The organism is Burkholderia sp. 22PA0099 (assembly GCF_047497165.1).
GTDB lineage: Bacteria > Pseudomonadota > Gammaproteobacteria > Burkholderiales > Burkholderiaceae > Burkholderia.
The window spans coordinates 86,972-103,632 of the sequence record NZ_CP163165.1 but is presented as its reverse complement, the minus strand read 5'-3'; the positions used below and the strand labels follow the sequence as shown (position 1 = coordinate 103,632).

The following is a 16,661-nucleotide window of genomic DNA, read 5'->3' as shown; positions in this document are numbered from 1 at the left end:
TCGTCACGCCGTTGCCGACGCGGCGGCCGTCCGGCATTACGATCGCCGGGCTGTGCCGTGTCATGATGCCGCATGTCGGCGGGCAGACGATGCGTAGGGCGAAGCCGTCCCCGCCCCGAATCCGACGAGGAGGATGACGACGTGACCGATCCGAAAACGAACCCCGGCCGCAAGCCGGCCGACCCCGCCGCTGCCGATGACGGTGGCCGCGAAGCCAGCGCCGCCGCGAACTCGGCCAACCCGGCCCACCGCCCCGCCGGCACGCCCGACCCCGACCGCCGCCGCGCGCTCGGCGGGATCGCCGCGTTCGGCGCGAGCCTCGCGCTGGCCGGCTGCACGACGCGTTCGCAGGACAGCGCCGCCGCGCCCGCGCCGCGCACCGAGGCCGAACTGCGCGTGGACAGCGCGCTGCGCGAGCAGGTGCGCCACATCGTGGTGATCTACGCCGAGAACCGCAGCTTCGCGAACCTGTACGGCGATTTCCCCGGCGTCGAGACGCCGCTGTCGTCGGTCGCGGCGGCGCGCGCCACCCAGCTCGACCGCGACGGCAAGACCCCGATGCCCACGCTGCCCGCGATCTGGGGCGGGCTGGTGCCGCAGGCGCAGGAGGTGAACGGCACGCGCTACATGATCGCCGAGCGCGACATTCAGGGCCTGAAGAACGCGCCGTTCCGGATTCCCGACGCGCACGGCAAGCCGCTGCCGAACGGCGTGATCACGCGCGACCTCTGGCACCGCTTCTATCAGAACCAGATGCAGATCAACGCGGGCAGGAACAACCAGTTCGCGGCCTGGGCCGATTCGGGCGGCCTGGTGATGGGGCATTACCGCAACTCGGCCGACACGCTGAAGCTCTGGCAGCTCGCGCGCGACTACACGCTGTGCGACAACTTCTTCATGGCGGCGTTCGGCGGCTCCTGGCTGAACCACATGTTCCTGATTTCGGCGCAGGCGCCGTTCTATCCCGACATCGCCACCAGCCCGGCCAAGCATCTGGCCTCGGTGGTGGAGGGCGACGATCCCACCGGCACGCGCCTGAAGGTGGCCGGCGATTCGCCGGCCTCGGCGCTCGACGGCCCGCCGAAGTTCGTCAACGACGGGCTGTTCACGCCCGACGGCTACGCCGTCAACACGATGGCGCCGCCGTATCAGCCGAGCAACGTGCGCCCGCCGGAAGACGGCAATCCGGCCTATGCCGACCCGTCGAACCCGCGCGTGCTGCCGCCGCAGCGCTACGCGACGATCGGCGATCGTTTGTCGGAGAAGGGTGTCGACTGGGCCTGGTACAGCGGCGCGTGGCAATACGCGATCGACCATCGCGACACGGGCATGGTGCCGGACTTCCAGCATCACCATCAGCCGTTCAACTATTTCGTGAACTACGCGCCCGGCACCGAGGCGCGCCGCCGCCATCTGCGCGATGCGGGCCTCGGCGACGATCCGTCCACCAACCGCCTGCTGGCCGACATCGACGCCGGCAAGCTGCCGGCCGTCACGTTCTACAAGCCGCAGGGCAACCTGAACATGCATGCGGGCTATGCCGACGTCGAGTCGGGCGATCGGCATATCTCGACCGTCATCGACCACATCCGCCGCGGCCCGCAATGGGCCAACACCGTGATCGTGATGACGCACGACGAGAACGGCGGCTGGTGGGACCCGGTCGCGCCGCCGCAGGGCGACCGCTGGGGGCCGGGCTCGCGCATTCCGGCGCTGGTGATTTCGCCGTTCGCCCGGCGCGGCCATGTCGATCACACGCTCTACGACACCAATTCGATCCTGCGTTTCATCAGCCGCGTGCATGGCCTCGCGCCGCTCGACGGCGTGACGCACCGCGACCGCGCGTTCGCCGCGCGCGGAGCCACGCCGCCGGGGGATCTGGTCAATGCGTTGACGATCGGGGACGCGGCGGCGTGATGCGCTGGTGAGGGCACCGCGCTGAAACGCGCGCTGCAACGACAACGGGCAGCCGCGATGGCTGCCCGTTGTCGTTTGAAGCACGGCAAGCCGCGCCGCTCGTTCAGCGATGCGACAGTCGCAACGTCAGCGCGCCCGCGCCGTCTGGCGCACGGCAAGCCGCGCCGCTCGTTCAGCGATGCGACAGTCGCAACGTCAGCGCGCCCGCGCCGTCTGGCGCACGGCAAGCCGCGTCGTTCGTTCAGCGATGCGACAGTCGCAACGTCAGCGCGCCCGCGCCGTTTGGCCCACGGCAAGCCGCGCCGCTCGCTCAGTGATGCGACAGCCGCAACGTCAGCGCGCCCGCGCCGATCAGCACCGCGCCGCCGCCGTAGCCGAAACGGCGCTGCGCATCCGCGCCGGTGAGCCGCGAGGCCGCGTAGCGCGCGAGCCGCGCATAGCAAGCGGCGTTCAGCGCGGCGAGGCAGACGAAGGTTGGCAGCAGCAGCGCGCATTGCGACGCGAAGCTCTGATGTGGCGAGACGAACTGCGGCACGAACGCGACGAAGAACACGATGCTTTTCGGGTTCAGCGCGGTCACCGCATAGGCGGCCAGGAAGCGGCGGCCGGCCGATTTCGGTTCGACCGGCACGCTCTGGCGGCCGGCCGCGCGCGCCTGCAGGATCGAGCGCACGCCGAGATAGATCAGATACGCGCCGCCGGCCAGCTTCAGCACCGTGAACGCGGTGGCGGAGACGGCCAGCAGCGCGCCCGCGCCGGCCAGCGAGACGGCCATCGCGGTGGTGTCGCCGGACGCGACGCCGGCCACCGTGCTCCACGACGAGCGGTTGCGGTTGGCCAGCGAATCGCCGATCACGAGCAGGATGGTCGGGCCGGGGATCAACAGCAGCAGGATGCTCGCGCCGGCGAACGCGAGCCAGGTTTCGAGGCTCATCGGGAGGTTCCGGGAAAGGGAGGAGGCCTCAGTGATCCACGGCGGGAGCAGGGCTGTCAAGCGGGACGAGGAGGGCGTCGCGATTCGGTTCGACGGCCGGTTCGCGATTCGACCGGGTGTTCGGTAGGCGATTCGACTCGCGCGTCGGCCCGCGCTTCGGGCTCGAGAGTCGGGCCGCTTTCCGGCCCCATCGCGCAGCCCGAAACGCAGTCCGAAACACTGGCCATCGCGTCCATCGCGCCACCCGGAACGCAGTCCGCCCCGACCCTTCAGGCCGCCGAGGCCGCCGCCGTCACGGCCACCGCCACCCCAGGCCGCAGCGCCGCATCGAACGCGCGGCACGACGCGCGGAAATGGTCGATCTTCGCCTCGGTATCGGCCGGGAACGCCAGCGGCGCCATCTGCCACGCGTCGCGCGGCATCCGTTGGCAGATCGCATGATCCTCGTCGAACACCTGGCGGTTCAGCCGCGCCGTGGAGGCGAGGAACGGCTCGACGATCGCATCGGCCGACGCGCCCGTGGTGGGCACCGCGTAGAGCCGGCTCGTGAAGCGCGTGACGTTCGCGTCGCCGCCGGGCGGCAGGAAGTGCTGGAGCGAATACGAGTAGCCGTAGGTCGACGAAATCATCGTGAACGGGAACAGGTACAGGCTCAGGTAGCCCTCGTACTGAAAATCGATCGCGAACAGCCGGCGCAGCTTGGCGAGCTGGTTGCGCTGGCGCGAGGCGCCGAGCGGCGCGTACCAGGCCGAATTCGCGCCGTCGTAGCGGTTCTCGCCATCTTCGAGCGCGAGCGTGCCGAGCGAGCCCGGATGCACCGCGCCGATGTGATACGGCTCCAGCGCGTTTTCCACCGCCAGCGGCCAATAGCACTGGAAATCGTAGCGGTTCAGGTCCACACGGCGGTCGATGTTGAACGAGATGTCGGCCACCAGCGGCTCGAACTCGCCGAGCTGGGTGCTCAGGTCGGTGGCCGGACGAATTCCGACGAACAGGAAATCGCCGCACCAGTCGAGCGCGTAGCGGCGCAGTTGCGCGCGCTCGATCTGGCAGTGCCGGAAGCGCTCGCGTTCGGGCACGATCAACTGCCCGTGACGATAGGTCCAGCCGTGATAGGCGCAGGTGGCCGGCTGGTTGCCGCCGTCGTCGAGGTACATGCGCGCGCCGCGATGCGGGCAGCGGTTGTCGAACGCGACGTAATCGCCGCCGTCGTTGAACACCACGATTTCGCCGGCCGCGCAGTCGAAGCGCACGAAATCGCCGTCGGCCGGCAGCTCGCGCCGGTGCGCCACCAGGTGCCAGTGCCGCGCGACCAGTTCTAGATCGAAATCCATCTCAGAGCTTCTTGGCCGGGGCCGCGTACAGGGTCGCGCCGTCGGGCACCTTGCGCATCACCACCGCGCCCGCGCCGATCCGCGCGTCGTGGCCCACCGTCACGCGCGGCAGCACGCGCGCGCCCGAGCCGAAGAACACGCGCTCGCCCACCACCACGTGGCCGGTCAGGTCGACGTGCGCGCTGAGCGTGGAATACGCGCCGAGCACGACGTCGTGGCCGACGCTCGACAGGATGTTGATGGCGACGAAATCGCCCACGCGGCAATCGGCCGACAGCACGGCGTGCGGGCAGATCACCACGCCGATGCCGAGCGTGGCGCGGCGCGCCACCACGGCGCTCGGATGGCGCAGCGAGGCGAAGCGCGCGCCGCGCGCGGCCAGCCGCGCGACCACGCTGGCCTTGCCCTGCGGATCGCCGATCCCGATCAGCACGGCGTCGCCGTCGGCGGGCTGGTAGGCGTCGATGTCGCCGAGCCAGGGCAGGTCGTAGCCGAAGTTGGCCAGCGCATCGGCGCTGGCGTCGAGAAAGCCGGTCACGCGCGGGCCGAGCCCGGCGTCGGCCACGTCGTCGGCCCAGTTGATCAGTTCTCGCGCGAACGCGCCGCCGCCGGCGACGATCAGGCGGGTGGCGTCCGGTGCGGCGGCCAGGGCGAGCGGGGCGGCCTGCGCGGCGGTGAGCGATGCATTCATCGGCTTGCCCTCACTCAGCGCACGCGGTAGCCGCCGTCGACGGCGAGCGCGGTGCCGGTGATCCAGCGGCTCGCCTCCGACAGCAGGAACAGCGCGGCCTGCGCCACGTCGTCCGGTTCGCCGAAGCCGAGCAGATGGCTGGCCTCGTAGGCGGCTACGGCCTCGTCGGGGCTGCCGCGCGTGAGGCGCTCGTGCATCGCGGTGCGCACCGCGCCCGCGGCGATCGCGTTGACGCGAATCCGGCGCGGCGCCAGCTCGCAGGCGAGCGAGCGCACCAGGCCCTCGACGCCGGCCTTGGCCGCCGAATAGGCGGTCATGCCGACCTGCCCCGTCGAGGCGGCCACCGACGACATCAACACCAGCGAGCCGCCGTCGGCCAGCACGCCCTTCTTCGCGGCGGCGCGGGCGATGCCGAACGCGGCGAACAGGCTGCCGCCGAAGGTCTCGTCGAGCTGCGCCTGCTTCGTCATGCGCGCCGGGCGGATCAGTTCGGTGCCGGCCGCATGGAACACGCCCGTCAAGCCGCCGTGCTGCTCGGCCAGTTGCGCGACCCAGTCGGCGGTGGCGTCGGCGTCGTCGAGCGCGCGCGCGTCGGCCGCGTGGCCGTCGCCGGCCAAGGCGGCGAGCGTGGCGGCGAGCCGTTCGGCGTCGCGCCCGCCGGCGATCACGCGGCCGCCCGCGGCGGCGATCGCGACGGCCGTGGCGCGGCCCAGGCCCGACGACGCGCCGGTGACGAGATAGGTGCCGCCGGCCAGGCAGCGATCGGAGAAGGCAGTCATAGTTCGATGGTGTCGACGACGGCGAGCGGCCCCGTCACGAGCGAGGCCGAGGCCCACGAGTAGCCGACGCCGAAGCCGAACATCGCCAGCCGCATCTCGCGCGTGGCGAGCGCCTCGCGCAGGTCGGTGGTCATCAGCAGCGGGATCGAGGCGCAGCTCGTGTTGCCGTAGGCGTTCAGGTTGAGGGGCACGCGATCGGCCGGCAGCCCGGCCTTCTTCGCGAGGTGCTTCAGCATGAACAGGTTCGCCTGGTGGAACAGGAAGGCGTCGTGGCCGTCCACGCCGTGGCCCGAGAGTTCGAGCGTGCGCGCCACCAGCGGCGGAATTCGCTTGAGCGTGAAATTGAAGATCTCGCCGCCGTCCATGTACAGGTGCGCGAGCGAGCGGCCCGCCAGGCGCGCGTCGTCGCTTGGCGCTGGGCGGCAGCCGCCGGCCGGCACGATCAGGTTCGGCACGCCGCCGCCGTCCGAGCCGATCACGAAATGCGCGTCGGGGGCGGTGTCGTCGGCTTCGAGCGCGGTGACGGTGCCCGCGTCGCCGAACAGCAGCGCGGTGGCGCGGTCCTCGGGATCGACCAGCTTGCTGATGGTGTCGCCCACCGCCAGCAGCACGCGGCGCGCCGCGCCGCTGCGGATCAGGTTCATGCCGAGCCACAGCGCCTGCGGATAGGCCGAGCAGCCGAGGTTGATGTCGAGCGCGATGGACGCGGCCGGCAGCCCCAGCGCGGCCTGCAGCACGAAGGCGGTGCCGGGCAGGCGGTAGTCGGGCGTCTGCGAGACGAACAGCACCGCGTCGACGTCCTCGCCGCGCCAGCCCAGCCCCTGCAACAGATGCGCGCCGGCCGCCCGGCACAGGTCGCCGGCGGTCTGGTGCTCGGCCGCGCGGCGGCGGCTTTCGACGCCGATCATCTTGACCACGTCGCGCACCGCCGCCTCGCCGAAGCGCTCGACGAACACCGTGTTCGGCACTTCCTGCGCGGGCAGGCACGACACCACGCCGGCCAGGCGGACGCCGCCTGCGCGCAGTTCCCGGCCGATCGGGGCGAGCGGCGCGTTCAAGTTCAGCCCTTTTGCGCGGCGACGAGCGCGTCGATGTCGGCGACCGTCTTGCACTCGCCGAGCGCCTGGCCGCTCAACAGCACGCCGAAGCAATCGTCGGCCAGCGCGATGGTCGAGACGATCGCGAGCGAATCCCAGTTGTGTTCGGCGAGCACCAGGGCGGGCGACACCTCGGCGGTGTCGATTTCGAAGACTTCCGCGAGTCCTTCGTAGAATGCGTTCATTGCTTTTCCTGCTAACAGTTCAACAGACAGCCGGCCCACGAGTAGCCGACGCCGAATCCGAGCAGCATCGCACGCGTGCCGCGCGCGAGCCTGCCGTCGGCGCGCAATTGCTCGAGGGCGAGCGGCAGCGTCGACGACACCGTGTTGCCGGTGTGCTCGACGAGGATCGGGAAGCGATCCTCGGGAATCTTCATCTTCTTGCGCAGCGCTTCGAGCATGAACCGGTTCGCCTGGTGCAGCACGAAGCAGCCGATCTCGTCGCGCGCGAGGCCGGCGCGCTCCAGCAGCCGGTCGGCCGCGCGCGGCACCTCGGCGAGCGAGAACGCCATGACCTCGGCGCCGTTCATGTACAGGTGCTCGTCGGTGCGCACGTTGCCCGAGGCATCCTCGCGCTCGACCGCGCTCGCCGCGCTGCGCGGCTCGCGAAACAGGCCCGCGCGCACGATCAGGTTCTCGGCGCCGCGCCCGTCGGTACCGAACACGAACGGGCCGATCGGCTCGGCGCCGGTGGCGTCAGCGTGCTCGTCGGCGCCGATCGCGGTGGCGGTCGCGCCGTCGCCGAACAGCGTGCGCACGCTCTTGTCGAGCGGGTGCAGGTATTTCGAATAGGTATCGGCCGTCAGCAGCAGCACGCAGCGCGCCGCGCCGGTTTCCACCAGGCCCTTGGCCAGCGACAGCCCGTACACGTAGCCCGAACAGCCGAGGTTCACGTCGAACGCGCCGGCGTGGGTCGGGATGCCGAGCCGGTGCTGCAGGATGCAGGCCGAGGCGGGCAGGATGTAGTCGGGCGCCTGCGTGCAGAGGATCACGAAATCGATTTGCGACGCGCTCACCGTGCCCTTCGCGAACAGCCGCTGCGCGGCCGCGAACGCGAGGTCGGAGGCGGTTTCGCCGTCCGCGGCGATGCGCCGCTCGCGAATCCCGGTCTTCGCGAGGATCTTCTCGGCCGGCCACTCGGGATAGAGCGCCGCGAGCGTGTCGTTGCCGAGCACGCCGTCGGGAAGATGGCTCGCGATGTCGAGGATCGCGGCGCGTGGGTTCATCGGCCGGCCCCGGCGATCAGCGACACCACGCGCTCGATGTTCGCATCGGTGAGCGCCGGGTAGATCGGCAGGCACAGCACGCGCCGCGACACGTCGCGCGCGACCGGCAGGTTGTCCGGATGCGCCGACGGCAGCCCGCGATAGTTCGGGAAATCCGAGATCAGCGGATAGAAGTAGCGGCGGCTGTAGATCTCGTGCTCGCGCAGGTGCTGATAGAGCGCGTCGCGTGCGAGCGGGTAGTCGTCATCCACCAGGATCGGGAAGTACGAGTGATTGACCACCTTCGCATCCACCGTCGGCACGCAGCGGATGCCGGGCACCTCGGCCAGCAGCTCGCGATAGCGCGCGTCGATCTCGGCGCGCCGTGCGAGCGCGGCATCGACGTGTTCCAGTTGCAGCAGCCCGAACGCGGCGTTGATCTCGCTCATCTTGGCGTTGATGCCCGGCGCCACCACCGTCACCTCGTCGACGAAGCCGAAGTTCTTCAGGTGATCGATGTGCTGCTTGGTCTTCGCGTCCGGGCAGATGATCGCGCCGCCCTCGAAGGTGTTGAACACCTTGGTGGCGTGGAAGCTCAGGATCGACAGGTCGCCGTGCTCCAGCACGCTGCTGTCGTGCATCTGCACGCCGAACGCGTGCGCGGCGTCGTAGATCACCTTCAGGTTGTAGTTGTCGGCGATGCGGCGGATTGCGTCCACGTCGCACGGCCGGCCGTAGCAGTGCACCGGCATGATGGCGGCCGTCTGCGGCGTGATGGCCGCCTCGATCTTCTTCGGATCGAGGTTCAGCGTGTGCGGATCGATGTCGACGAACACCGGCTTGATGCCGTTCCACAACAGCGAATGCGCGGTGGCGACGAACGAATACGGGGTGGTGATCACCTCGCCCGTGATGCGCAGCGCCTGCAAGGCCGTGACCAGCGCCAGCGTGCCGTTGGTGAACAGCGCCAGATGCTTGACGCCGAGGTATTCGCAGAGCGCCTTCTCGAGTTTCTGGTGGAACGGGCCGGCGTTGGTGAGCACCTTGCTGTCCCAGATCTGCTCCAGATACGGCAGGAATTCGGCCAGCGGCGGCAGGTGCGGCTGCGTGACATAGATGCGCTCGTCGGCAACCGGTTCGACAACCGATTCGACGGCGCGCAGCGGCAGGGCGTTCATCGTGCATCTCCGGTGAGAGCGGCGGATTCCTCGGCAGCGACGGCGGGCTCGGCGGTGCGCTCGGGCACCGTGAACGGCGCGGCCGGCTGGTCGGCGCACCAGCGCCGCCAGGCCATGCGCATCGCATCGGCCACGCCCTGCGCGACGCGCGCGGGCTGGAAGCTGGTCATGTTGCGGCAACGCGCGCGCATGCTGCCGCGCAGGGCGGCCAGCTCTTGCGGGTCGTTCGCGAAGGCCACCGCCTTGGCCACGAAATCGTCGGCGTCGCGCGCCACGAACTGTTCGAGGCCGACCGACGACATCCACACCGCGCCGGCGCTGCCCGCGAGCGTGGCGCCGCGGATCGTCACGGTCGGCACGCCCATCCAGAGCGCGTTGAGCGCGGTGGTCGAGCCGGTGTACGGGAACGTGTCGAGGCAGAGGTCGACGTGGTGGTGCTGTTGCAGGTACACGGCGATCGGCGCGCGCGGCTGCAGGTCGAGCCGGTCGTGCGCGATGCCTTCGGCCGTGAACCAGTCGAGCAGCATCTCGCTGCCCCCGTCCACTGGGATCGCGCCGATCCGCATCCGCGAGCCGGGCACCGCGTGCAGCACGCGCGCCCACACCGCGATCACGTCGTGGCGCAGCTTGTTCAGGCGGTTGAAGCTGGCGAACGTCACATGCCCGTTGTGCAGCGCCGGCAGCAGGTTGACCGGCGGCGCGTTGTCGGCCGGCTTGAACGCGCTGTTGGCCGGCATGTGGATGATCTTTTCGGTGAACTGGCGTTCCATCTCGCCGAACGGGATCGCATGGCGGTCGGCCAGGTAGTAGTCCATCGCCTCCAGGCCGGTGGTGCCCGGGTAGCCGATCCAGGTGATCTGCACCGGCGCCGGCTTGCGCGCAAACACCGGCAGCCGGTTGCGGCCGGTGTGGCTCGACAGGTCGAGCAGGATGTCGATCCGGTCGGCGCGGATGCGTTCGACCAGACGGTCGTCGGTGAAGCCGGCCACCGTCGTCCAGTGCTGCACGCAGGCGCGCAGCCGCACCGTGATCTGATCCTCGAGCGTGTGGTTGTGATAGACGTGCAGCGAGAACGTCGGATCGTCCTTCAGCGTCTCGAGGATCGGCAGCGCGTACGAGGCCACCGCGTGGTTGAACATGTCGCCCGACACGATGCCCAAGCGCAGCTTGCGCTCCGGTTCGCGCTTGTTGGCGTGGCGCGGCCAGCGCGCAAGGTACGGCGCCTCGTGGATCTTCGCGAACTGGCGGTGTTCGTCGAACAGCGTGGCGGCGTCGAGGCCCGGGTGGTGGGTGCGGCAGAACAGCAGGTTGCTGTGCACCGCGGCGTCGCGCGGCGACAGTTCGTGTGCGCGGCCGAAGCTGGCCTCGGCTTCGGTGGTGGCGCCCAGTTCGCTGAGCGCGACGGCCAGCGAGCCATGCATCTGCACCGAATTCGGCGCCAGCTCGACCGAGCGGCGGCCCGCCTCGATCGCCTCGACGGTCCGGCCCGCGGCCGTCAGCGTGGCGTTCAGCACGCGCCACATTTCGGCGTTGTCCGGATCGAGCGCGAGCACGCGGCGGATCTCGCGTTCCGAATCGGCAAGGCGGTTGCCGAGGCGAAACACGTCGGCGAGCAGCAGGCCCATCGCGACGTCGCTCGGATCGAGCGTGGTGGCGCGGATGAGCGGTTCGGTCGCTTCCAGGTATTGGCCGTCCTTGTGCATCGCGTTGCACAGCGAACGCCAGGCCACGCTGCTCGACGGGTAGCGTTGCGTCAGCGTGTGCGCGAGCTTGATGGCTTCGCCATAGCGTTTCTTGTTGTAGAGCGCGTTGAAGCGGCTCGTGTCCTGAGCGCTCGGATGGCGCACCACACCGCGCGTTTCCGCGGCCGGCGCGGGCGCCGGGGCTGCGGCCACGCGGGCCGGCGCGGCGCTGGCTGCGTTCGCGGCGGCCGTGAACACCGTGGCCGCCTTGCCCTCCGCCGACAGCGCCAGGCGCTGGATCAACCCATCGACCGCCGGCCCCTTGAAGCCGCGCTGCTGGCACATGCCGAGCGCCGTCCAGGCCGCCGAGACCTGGCCCGCCTCGATCAGCGCGTTGACATAGCTGACCCAGTGCTGGCCGTTGTTCGGATCGATGCCGAGCGCTGCCTCGAAGTGCGGCAGCGCGCCGTGGGCGTCACCGCTCTGCACTTTCAGCACGGCGAGGTTGTAGTTGGCGTCGACCTGATCGGGCTTCGCGCCGAGGATCGCCTCGTAAAGCGCCTGCGCGTCGGCGAGCTCGCCGCGATGATGATGGGCGATTGCGTTCTTGAGCACGAACGCGATGTCCGCGTCGAACTGCTGTTGCTGTTCAGGCGAGAGGCCGGCGGACATCGTATCGGACATGGGAAAACCGGACGGAAGAAGCGAATGGTGAGAATTATCCGGCTGGCCCCGGCCCGGCGAAGCGTGGAACTGACCGGTAAACGGGCGTCAATTTCATCGATGTGAATGCGGACGGGGAAACGGGGCGGGAACGAAGGCCGAGGGGGCGGGATGCGTGGGGCGTCGGCGGCCGCACAGAAAAACGGCCCGCGCAAGGCGGGCCGTGAGTTGAACGAGCGCGCGCTCGTGCGCGCGAATTGTTATTCGGGCAGGCCGCTCAGAAGCGCAGTGCGGCCTGGTTGTACTGTTTGGCCGCGTTCAAGCGTTCCGAGGCGGTCCGGTATTCGTGTTGCAGTTCCTCGCTGGCGCGTGCCGTTTCGGCCTCGATACCGGCGTCGAGCGCCTGGATTTCGCGGATCATTAGCAGATCTTCCGGCGTTTGCGCCGCGTCGAGCGATTGCAGGTAGGGCGCGCGCGCGCCGATCAGGCGCTCGGCGCCTTCCCAGTCGGCAAGCCGCACCGCGCGGTCGATCTCGTGCGTCATCGACAGCAGTTGCGAGACGAGGATGTGCTGGTCCATGTCCGGTTCTCCAGGGGGCGGGCGTGGCTCAGGACGACTTGTTGGTCGCCAGCGCGCCGGCGCTGTTGGTGCCGCCGAACAGCGCGGTCAGGTAGTTTTGCTGCTGGTTCATGTTGGCCAGCACGGTGTTCAACTGCGTGAACTGCGCGTTGTACTGCGTGGTCAGCGTCGCCGCGTAGGCCGACAGCGTGGTCTGCTGCGCCGTCAGGCTCTTCAGGTCGGTCTGCACCGCATTGGCGCTGAGGGTCAGAATGCCGCTTTTGGGGTCCGTGTACGACGTGATCGCCGCGTTGATCTGCTCGCCGAGGCCGTTGGTGCTGTTGAACAGCGTCGAGGCCGCGGTGGGGTTGTTGGTCAGCGCGTTGGTCAGGGCCGTCTGGTCGACGATCAGCGTGCCGGCCGGCTGCCCCGCGGTGGTGCCGTCGGCCACCGTGATGCCGAGCTGTTGCAGCGTCGCACCCACGCCGTTGCTGTTGACGGCGCTGCCGAGGATCGACTGCATCTGGGTGCTGATCGTGTTCAGCGTCGAATCGCCGAACAGCGGGCCGGTGACGGGGGCGGTCGGGTTGGTGTTGTCGAACGAGCCGACCGTGGCGATCGCCTGCACCAGCGTGTTGTAGTTGCTGACGAACGTCGTGACCGCCGAGGCCTGCTTGGTCGTATCGGCCGCGATCGTCAGCGTTTGCGTGGTCGCCGGGTTGGTCACGGCGGCTTGCGTGAGATTCAGCGTGACGCCGTTGATCACGTTGGTGACGGCGTTGGTCGGGCTCAGATTGGTCACGCCGTTGACCGTGACCGAGGCATCCTGCGCGCCCGACGATTGCGTCCATTTGGTCGCCGTGGTGGTGCCGGTGGTGATCGTCGACTGGCCGCCCGTGGTGTTCGGCGTCGAGCTGACCGCCAGGTTCGACAGGCCGTTGTCGGTGGTGGCGTTGACGGCCACCGAGATGGTGTTGGCCGCGCCGCTGTTGTTCGAGCGCAGCACCAGGTGGGCGCCGTCGCTGCCGGTCACGATGCTGGCCGTCACGCCGGGGTTGTCGCTCGCGTTGTTGATCGCGGAGGCGATGCCCGACAGCGTGTTGTTGGTGGAATCGAGCGAGATCGTCGACGATTTGCCGTTGACCGTCAGCGTCATCGAGCCGGTGCCGAGCGCGGCGGTGGAATCGAAGGCCGGCGAGGTCAGCGATTGCGATTGCGCGATCTGGTTGACGGTCACGCCATAGGAGGCGGCCACGGCGCCGGAGGCGGTGGTCGCGGTCAGGCCCGTGCCGCCCGTGGTGGTCGCGGTGAAGGTTTGCGCGAACGAGCCGTCGGTCAGCGTGGAAAGCGAGCTTTGCAGGTTCTGCAGCGCAGTCTGCAGGCTGGTGTACGCAGCGGCCTTGTTGTTGTCGGTGAGGACAGCGGTCGACAGGATCGCCGTTTGGCCGGCGGTCTTGGAGTTGACCAGCGCGGTCACGAGCGAATTGACGTCGAGGTTGGCATTGCCCGTCGTGCCGTTGATGATCGACTGTGCGGCTTGCTGCAACGCGGAACTGCTGCTGATCGCGTTGTTGGACGTGGATGACGTGGACGAAATCGTGGACATCGCGGAGCTCCGTGGCGCTGACAAGTCGGTTTGACCGTGCGGATACTGCGGGAAACCGGGGGAAAACGGAAGACTTCAAAAGCAAAAAACGCGCGGCAGCCACGAGGAAGACTGCACCGCCGCGCGAACGGGCCGCCCATGAGGGCGCGGCCCGGTTTTCAAAGCACCTGCCAGATGCCTTACTGCAGGAGCTTCAGAACTTGCTGCGGCAGCGAGTTCGCTTGAGCCAGCACCGAGATGCCAGCTTGTTGCAGCACTTGTGCCTTGCTCAGGTTCGCGGTTTCCTGCGCGAAGTCCGCGCTCTGGATTTGCGACTGGGCCGACGACAGGTTCGTCGAGTTTTGTTGCTGCGTTTGCGCGATGGCGGTCAAACGGTTTTGCGTCGCGCCCAGCGTTGCCTGCAGGTTGTTCACCGTCGACAGCGCGTTTTCGATCGCGACCAGGGCCTGGTTGGCGCCCGTGGTGTTGCTGATGTTGATGTTCGCCACGGTCGGCGGAGCGTTGACCGAGTTGATCTGCGTGATCATGTTGGCGGCCGCGCTGGCTTGCGCCGTCGTCATGCCGCTCGTGGCGCCCGTCGACAGCGTCAGGTTCGTGACGGCCGTGCCCGTGCCGGCTGCCGTACCCGTCGTGAAGATCGCGCCGACTGCCGTCGTGCTCAGCGCTTGACCGTTCTGGTCCGTGAACGTGAAGCCGCCCTTGCCGTCCGACAGAACGTTGACCGACGTGATCGCCGGGTTGGTTGCCGTCGTGGCCGCGCCGTTGGTGTCGAGGTGCAGGTTCGAGATCGTGCCGACCGTTTCACCTTGTGCCACCAGACCGCCGCCGATCTTGGCAGCCGACAGGCTTTGGCTCAGGTCCAGGCTGACCGTCTGGCCGACGTTCGCGCCGACCTGGAACGTCGTGATGCCGGCGGAACCGTCGAGCAGGTTCTTGCCGTTGAAGTTCGTTTGCGAAGCAATACGATTCACTTCCGAGATCTGCGCGGCAACTTCTTGCTCGGCAGCAGCCTGGTCGCTGGTCGACAGCGTGCCCGTTGCGGCCTGGTTGGCCAGCGTCCGGATACGTTGCAGGCTGGTCGTCAGTGCCGACAGGGCGCTCGACGAGCTCTGGATCAGCGAGACGGCGTCGTTCGTGTTCGACACGCCTTGGTTCAGGCCGTTGATGGCCGTTTGCATGCGGGTCGAGATTGCCAGACCGGCTGCATCGTCTGCTGCGCTGTTGATGCGGTTGCCCGACGACAGACGCGTGATGGCTTGCGACAGTGCGCTTTGCGAGCCGTTCAGGTTTTGCTGAGCGACCAGCGAGTTGATATTGCTTGTAATTCCGAGCATGGTAAATCTCCTAAAAGCCGATAAGCCTTTGACAAGCCAACGTGGGCATCGGCGGACGCACTCGTTCTTTGCTGGCCGCCTCAAAGCAGGATTTCGGCGCTCCCAAAAAAAACTTGAGGGGGAAGATTGCGATCACTTGCAATTTCTTCCGATTTTTTGTCGGAGGCGCACTTGCCGGGGATGTTTCGCTCGAATCCCGCAGTGGTGCTGCGTTGCGGGATGCCGAGCGGGGGTGTTGCAGCCCCGTCCCTGATTGTTAACGGTTTTCTCGCGATTCTCTTGAGCCGTCGTGTGCTCGAAATTTGTCTGGCAGGCGTGGTAAACCGCTGGCTCTACGAATGTTTACCTGCTAGCATGGCGGGCTGAATTGAGATTTCTGTCAAGCCCTTGCCGTTTCGGCATGTCAAAGCTGGCAGTCAAACGCGGCGCCGGTTGCAGCTTGCCGAGCGTTTCGCGGCGCATTCCGCCTCTCTTTTCCGGCCTCCCAGGCCACAAAACCCGCTCGTTTCGCCTGTTGTGGGAACGCCCGGAAGGCCGGTGCGTGGCGCTTGGCCGCTACGTTTTTGACCGTATCAAGCAATTTAGGAACGACATGACGACGATTCTTCTGAAAGAAAACGAGCCGTTCGAAGTAGCGATCCGCCGCTTCCGCCGCGCGATCGAAAAGAACGGCCTGATCGCTGAGCTGCGCGAGCGCCAGTCCTACGAAAAGCCGACCGCCGTGCGCAAGCGCAAGAAGGCGGCAGCTGTGAAGCGCCTGCACAAGCGCCTGCGCAGCCAAATGCTGCCGAAGAAGCTCCACTAAGGCTTCCCCGGTTCGCATTGAAGCGGCGGTGTCCCTCGAAAGAGGGGCACCGTCGTTTTGCTTTGGGGCGGCGCTTTCTCGCTTACGGCGGTGTTGCGTTCAGGCCACGCCGGTTTTTCCGGCCCGCTTGGCGGCGGTCGGCTTTGCTGCACCCGGTTGTTTCACTGCCTTGATCGTGGTTTTCTCCGCCACCTCGGCGTCGGGCTGGCCCAGCGCCGCGCAGGCGTCGCGGCACGGGCAGTCGAATTCGTGATCGTTGACCATCCCGGTGGCCTGCATCAGCGCATAGCAGATCGTCGAGCCGACGAACTTGAGGCCATAGCCCTTGAGCGCCTTGCTCATGGCGTCCGACAGGGCGGTGGAGGCCGGCGCGTCGCGGTACGACTGCCAGCCGTTCTGGATCGGCACGCCGCCGACAAAGGACCACAGAAAGGCATCGAGCGAGCCGTGTTCGGCGCGAATGCGCTGCACGGCGCGCGCATTGCCGATCGTCGATTCGATCTTGGCGCGGTGGCGCACGATGCCGGGGTTCTGCATCAAGGTGTCGACCTGCGCGGGCGTGAAGCGCGCCACGGCGTCGGCGTCGAAATTCGCGAACGCGGCGCGGTAGCCTTCACGCTTGTTGAGGATCGTCGACCACGACAGCCCCGCCTGTGCGCCTTCCAGGATCAACATCTCGAACAGGTAGCGTTCGTCGTGGGCCGGACGGCCCCATTCGGTGTCGTGATAAAGCGCATCGGCATCCGTGCGGACCCAGTTGCAGCGTTCACTCATCGATTCCTCGCGCCTCGGGTGGGTGCCGGCGCCCATGCCGGCACGGAAGGCGCCCAGCATAGCGCAATGCCCGTGCCGCGCAAGCCGGCCATCCGGCCAAT

Annotated in this window: 15 protein-coding genes; 2 read left to right on the top strand and 13 right to left on the bottom strand. The window is 68.2% G+C overall.

Features of this window, described 5'->3' with window-relative positions:
- Positions 1-141 precede the first annotated feature (141 nt).
- A complete protein-coding gene (locus tag AB4851_RS15725; RefSeq protein ID WP_414450583.1) occupies positions 142-1,917 on the top strand; it encodes an acid phosphatase in 1,776 nt (591 codons plus the stop codon).
- A gap of 310 nt (positions 1,918-2,227) precedes the next feature.
- Here AB4851_RS15725 and AB4851_RS15720 read toward each other — a convergent pair whose 3' ends face one another.
- The 12 genes from AB4851_RS15720 to AB4851_RS15665 all read right to left on the bottom strand — a co-directional run bounded on the left by AB4851_RS15720 (position 2,228) and on the right by AB4851_RS15665 (position 14,981).
- The gene (locus AB4851_RS15720; protein WP_414450582.1) at positions 2,228-2,851 is read right to left on the bottom strand and encodes a LysE family translocator; all 624 of its coding nucleotides are present in this window, start codon (positions 2,849-2,851) and stop codon (positions 2,228-2,230) included.
- A gap of 269 nt (positions 2,852-3,120) precedes the next feature.
- On the bottom strand, positions 3,121-4,185 hold the full coding sequence (locus AB4851_RS15715) for an aromatic ring-hydroxylating oxygenase subunit alpha (RefSeq protein WP_414450581.1): 1,065 nt from the start codon (positions 4,183-4,185) through the stop codon (positions 3,121-3,123).
- Between the two features lies 1 nt (position 4,186).
- Positions 4,187-4,876 (bottom strand): acetyltransferase, encoded by a 690-nt coding sequence (locus AB4851_RS15710; RefSeq protein ID WP_414450580.1) that lies wholly within the window; start codon positions 4,874-4,876, stop codon positions 4,187-4,189.
- Between the two features lie 14 nt (positions 4,877-4,890).
- Positions 4,891-5,655, bottom strand: coding sequence for an SDR family NAD(P)-dependent oxidoreductase (locus tag AB4851_RS15705; protein ID WP_414450579.1), 765 nt, complete (start codon positions 5,653-5,655; stop codon positions 4,891-4,893).
- Positions 5,652-6,713 carry a ketoacyl-ACP synthase III gene (locus tag AB4851_RS15700; RefSeq protein ID WP_414450578.1) on the bottom strand — a complete coding sequence of 354 codons (1,062 nt, stop codon included), beginning with the start codon at positions 6,711-6,713 and terminating at the stop codon, positions 5,652-5,654. The genes AB4851_RS15705 and AB4851_RS15700 overlap by 4 nt, the downstream gene beginning before the upstream one ends.
- A 2-nt stretch (positions 6,714-6,715) precedes the next feature.
- Positions 6,716-6,937 carry an acyl carrier protein gene (locus AB4851_RS15695; protein WP_414443584.1) on the bottom strand — a complete coding sequence of 74 codons (222 nt, stop codon included), beginning with the start codon at positions 6,935-6,937 and terminating at the stop codon, positions 6,716-6,718.
- A gap of 11 nt (positions 6,938-6,948) precedes the next feature.
- On the bottom strand, positions 6,949-7,980 hold the full coding sequence (locus AB4851_RS15690; protein WP_414450577.1) for a ketoacyl-ACP synthase III: 1,032 nt from the start codon (positions 7,978-7,980) through the stop codon (positions 6,949-6,951).
- Complete coding sequence (locus AB4851_RS15685; RefSeq protein ID WP_414450576.1) at positions 7,977-9,137, bottom strand: DegT/DnrJ/EryC1/StrS family aminotransferase; 1,161 nt, start codon at positions 9,135-9,137, stop codon at positions 7,977-7,979. The genes AB4851_RS15690 and AB4851_RS15685 overlap by 4 nt, the downstream gene beginning before the upstream one ends.
- The gene (locus tag AB4851_RS15680) at positions 9,134-11,503 is read right to left on the bottom strand and encodes a tetratricopeptide repeat protein (RefSeq protein ID WP_414450575.1); all 2,370 of its coding nucleotides are present in this window, start codon (positions 11,501-11,503) and stop codon (positions 9,134-9,136) included. Before AB4851_RS15680 ends, AB4851_RS15685 begins: the two co-directional genes overlap by 4 nt.
- A 256-nt stretch (positions 11,504-11,759) precedes the next feature.
- Positions 11,760-12,062 (bottom strand): flagellar protein FliT, encoded by a 303-nt coding sequence (locus tag AB4851_RS15675; RefSeq protein WP_414450574.1) that lies wholly within the window; start codon positions 12,060-12,062, stop codon positions 11,760-11,762.
- Between the two features lie 28 nt (positions 12,063-12,090).
- A complete protein-coding gene (gene fliD, locus AB4851_RS15670; RefSeq protein ID WP_414450573.1) occupies positions 12,091-13,647 on the bottom strand; it encodes a flagellar filament capping protein FliD in 1,557 nt (518 codons plus the stop codon).
- A gap of 179 nt (positions 13,648-13,826) precedes the next feature.
- Positions 13,827-14,981, bottom strand: a complete 1,155-nt coding sequence (locus AB4851_RS15665; RefSeq protein ID WP_414443590.1) for a flagellin — start codon at positions 14,979-14,981, stop codon at positions 13,827-13,829.
- Positions 14,982-15,573: 592 nt separating this feature from the next.
- Here AB4851_RS15665 and rpsU point away from each other — a divergent pair.
- On the top strand, positions 15,574-15,786 hold the full coding sequence (gene rpsU / locus AB4851_RS15660; RefSeq protein ID WP_006401410.1) for a 30S ribosomal protein S21: 213 nt from the start codon (positions 15,574-15,576) through the stop codon (positions 15,784-15,786).
- A gap of 99 nt (positions 15,787-15,885) precedes the next feature.
- Here the strand turns inward: rpsU and AB4851_RS15655 are convergent, their stop codons facing one another.
- Positions 15,886-16,560 (bottom strand): DNA-3-methyladenine glycosylase I, encoded by a 675-nt coding sequence (locus AB4851_RS15655; RefSeq protein WP_414451866.1) that lies wholly within the window; start codon positions 16,558-16,560, stop codon positions 15,886-15,888.
- Positions 16,561-16,661: the final 101 nt, after the last annotated feature.

What these genes read in the sequence shown, in the direction of transcription:
- AB4851_RS15695 (WP_414443584.1), bottom strand. Translation starts at nt 6,937, where the DNA reads ATGAACGCATTCTACGAAGGACTCGCGGAAGTCTTCGAAATCGACACC.
- AB4851_RS15675 (WP_414450574.1), bottom strand. Translation starts at nt 12,062, where the DNA reads ATGGACCAGCACATCCTCGTCTCGCAACTGCTGTCGATGACGCACGAG.
- AB4851_RS15715 (WP_414450581.1), bottom strand. Translation starts at nt 4,185, where the DNA reads ATGGATTTCGATCTAGAACTGGTCGCGCGGCACTGGCACCTGGTGGCG.
- AB4851_RS15705 (WP_414450579.1), bottom strand. Translation starts at nt 5,655, where the DNA reads ATGACTGCCTTCTCCGATCGCTGCCTGGCCGGCGGCACCTATCTCGTC.
- rpsU (WP_006401410.1), top strand. Translation starts at nt 15,574, where the DNA reads ATGACGACGATTCTTCTGAAAGAAAACGAGCCGTTCGAAGTAGCGATC.
- AB4851_RS15710 (WP_414450580.1), bottom strand. Translation starts at nt 4,876, where the DNA reads ATGAATGCATCGCTCACCGCCGCGCAGGCCGCCCCGCTCGCCCTGGCC.
- AB4851_RS15685 (WP_414450576.1), bottom strand. Translation starts at nt 9,137, where the DNA reads ATGAACGCCCTGCCGCTGCGCGCCGTCGAATCGGTTGTCGAACCGGTT.
- AB4851_RS15655 (WP_414451866.1), bottom strand. Translation starts at nt 16,560, where the DNA reads ATGAGTGAACGCTGCAACTGGGTCCGCACGGATGCCGATGCGCTTTAT.
- AB4851_RS15665 (WP_414443590.1), bottom strand. Translation starts at nt 14,981, where the DNA reads ATGCTCGGAATTACAAGCAATATCAACTCGCTGGTCGCTCAGCAAAAC.
- AB4851_RS15690 (WP_414450577.1), bottom strand. Translation starts at nt 7,980, where the DNA reads ATGAACCCACGCGCCGCGATCCTCGACATCGCGAGCCATCTTCCCGAC.
- fliD (WP_414450573.1), bottom strand. Translation starts at nt 13,647, where the DNA reads ATGTCCACGATTTCGTCCACGTCATCCACGTCCAACAACGCGATCAGC.
- AB4851_RS15720 (WP_414450582.1), bottom strand. Translation starts at nt 2,851, where the DNA reads ATGAGCCTCGAAACCTGGCTCGCGTTCGCCGGCGCGAGCATCCTGCTG.
- AB4851_RS15680 (WP_414450575.1), bottom strand. Translation starts at nt 11,503, where the DNA reads ATGTCCGATACGATGTCCGCCGGCCTCTCGCCTGAACAGCAACAGCAG.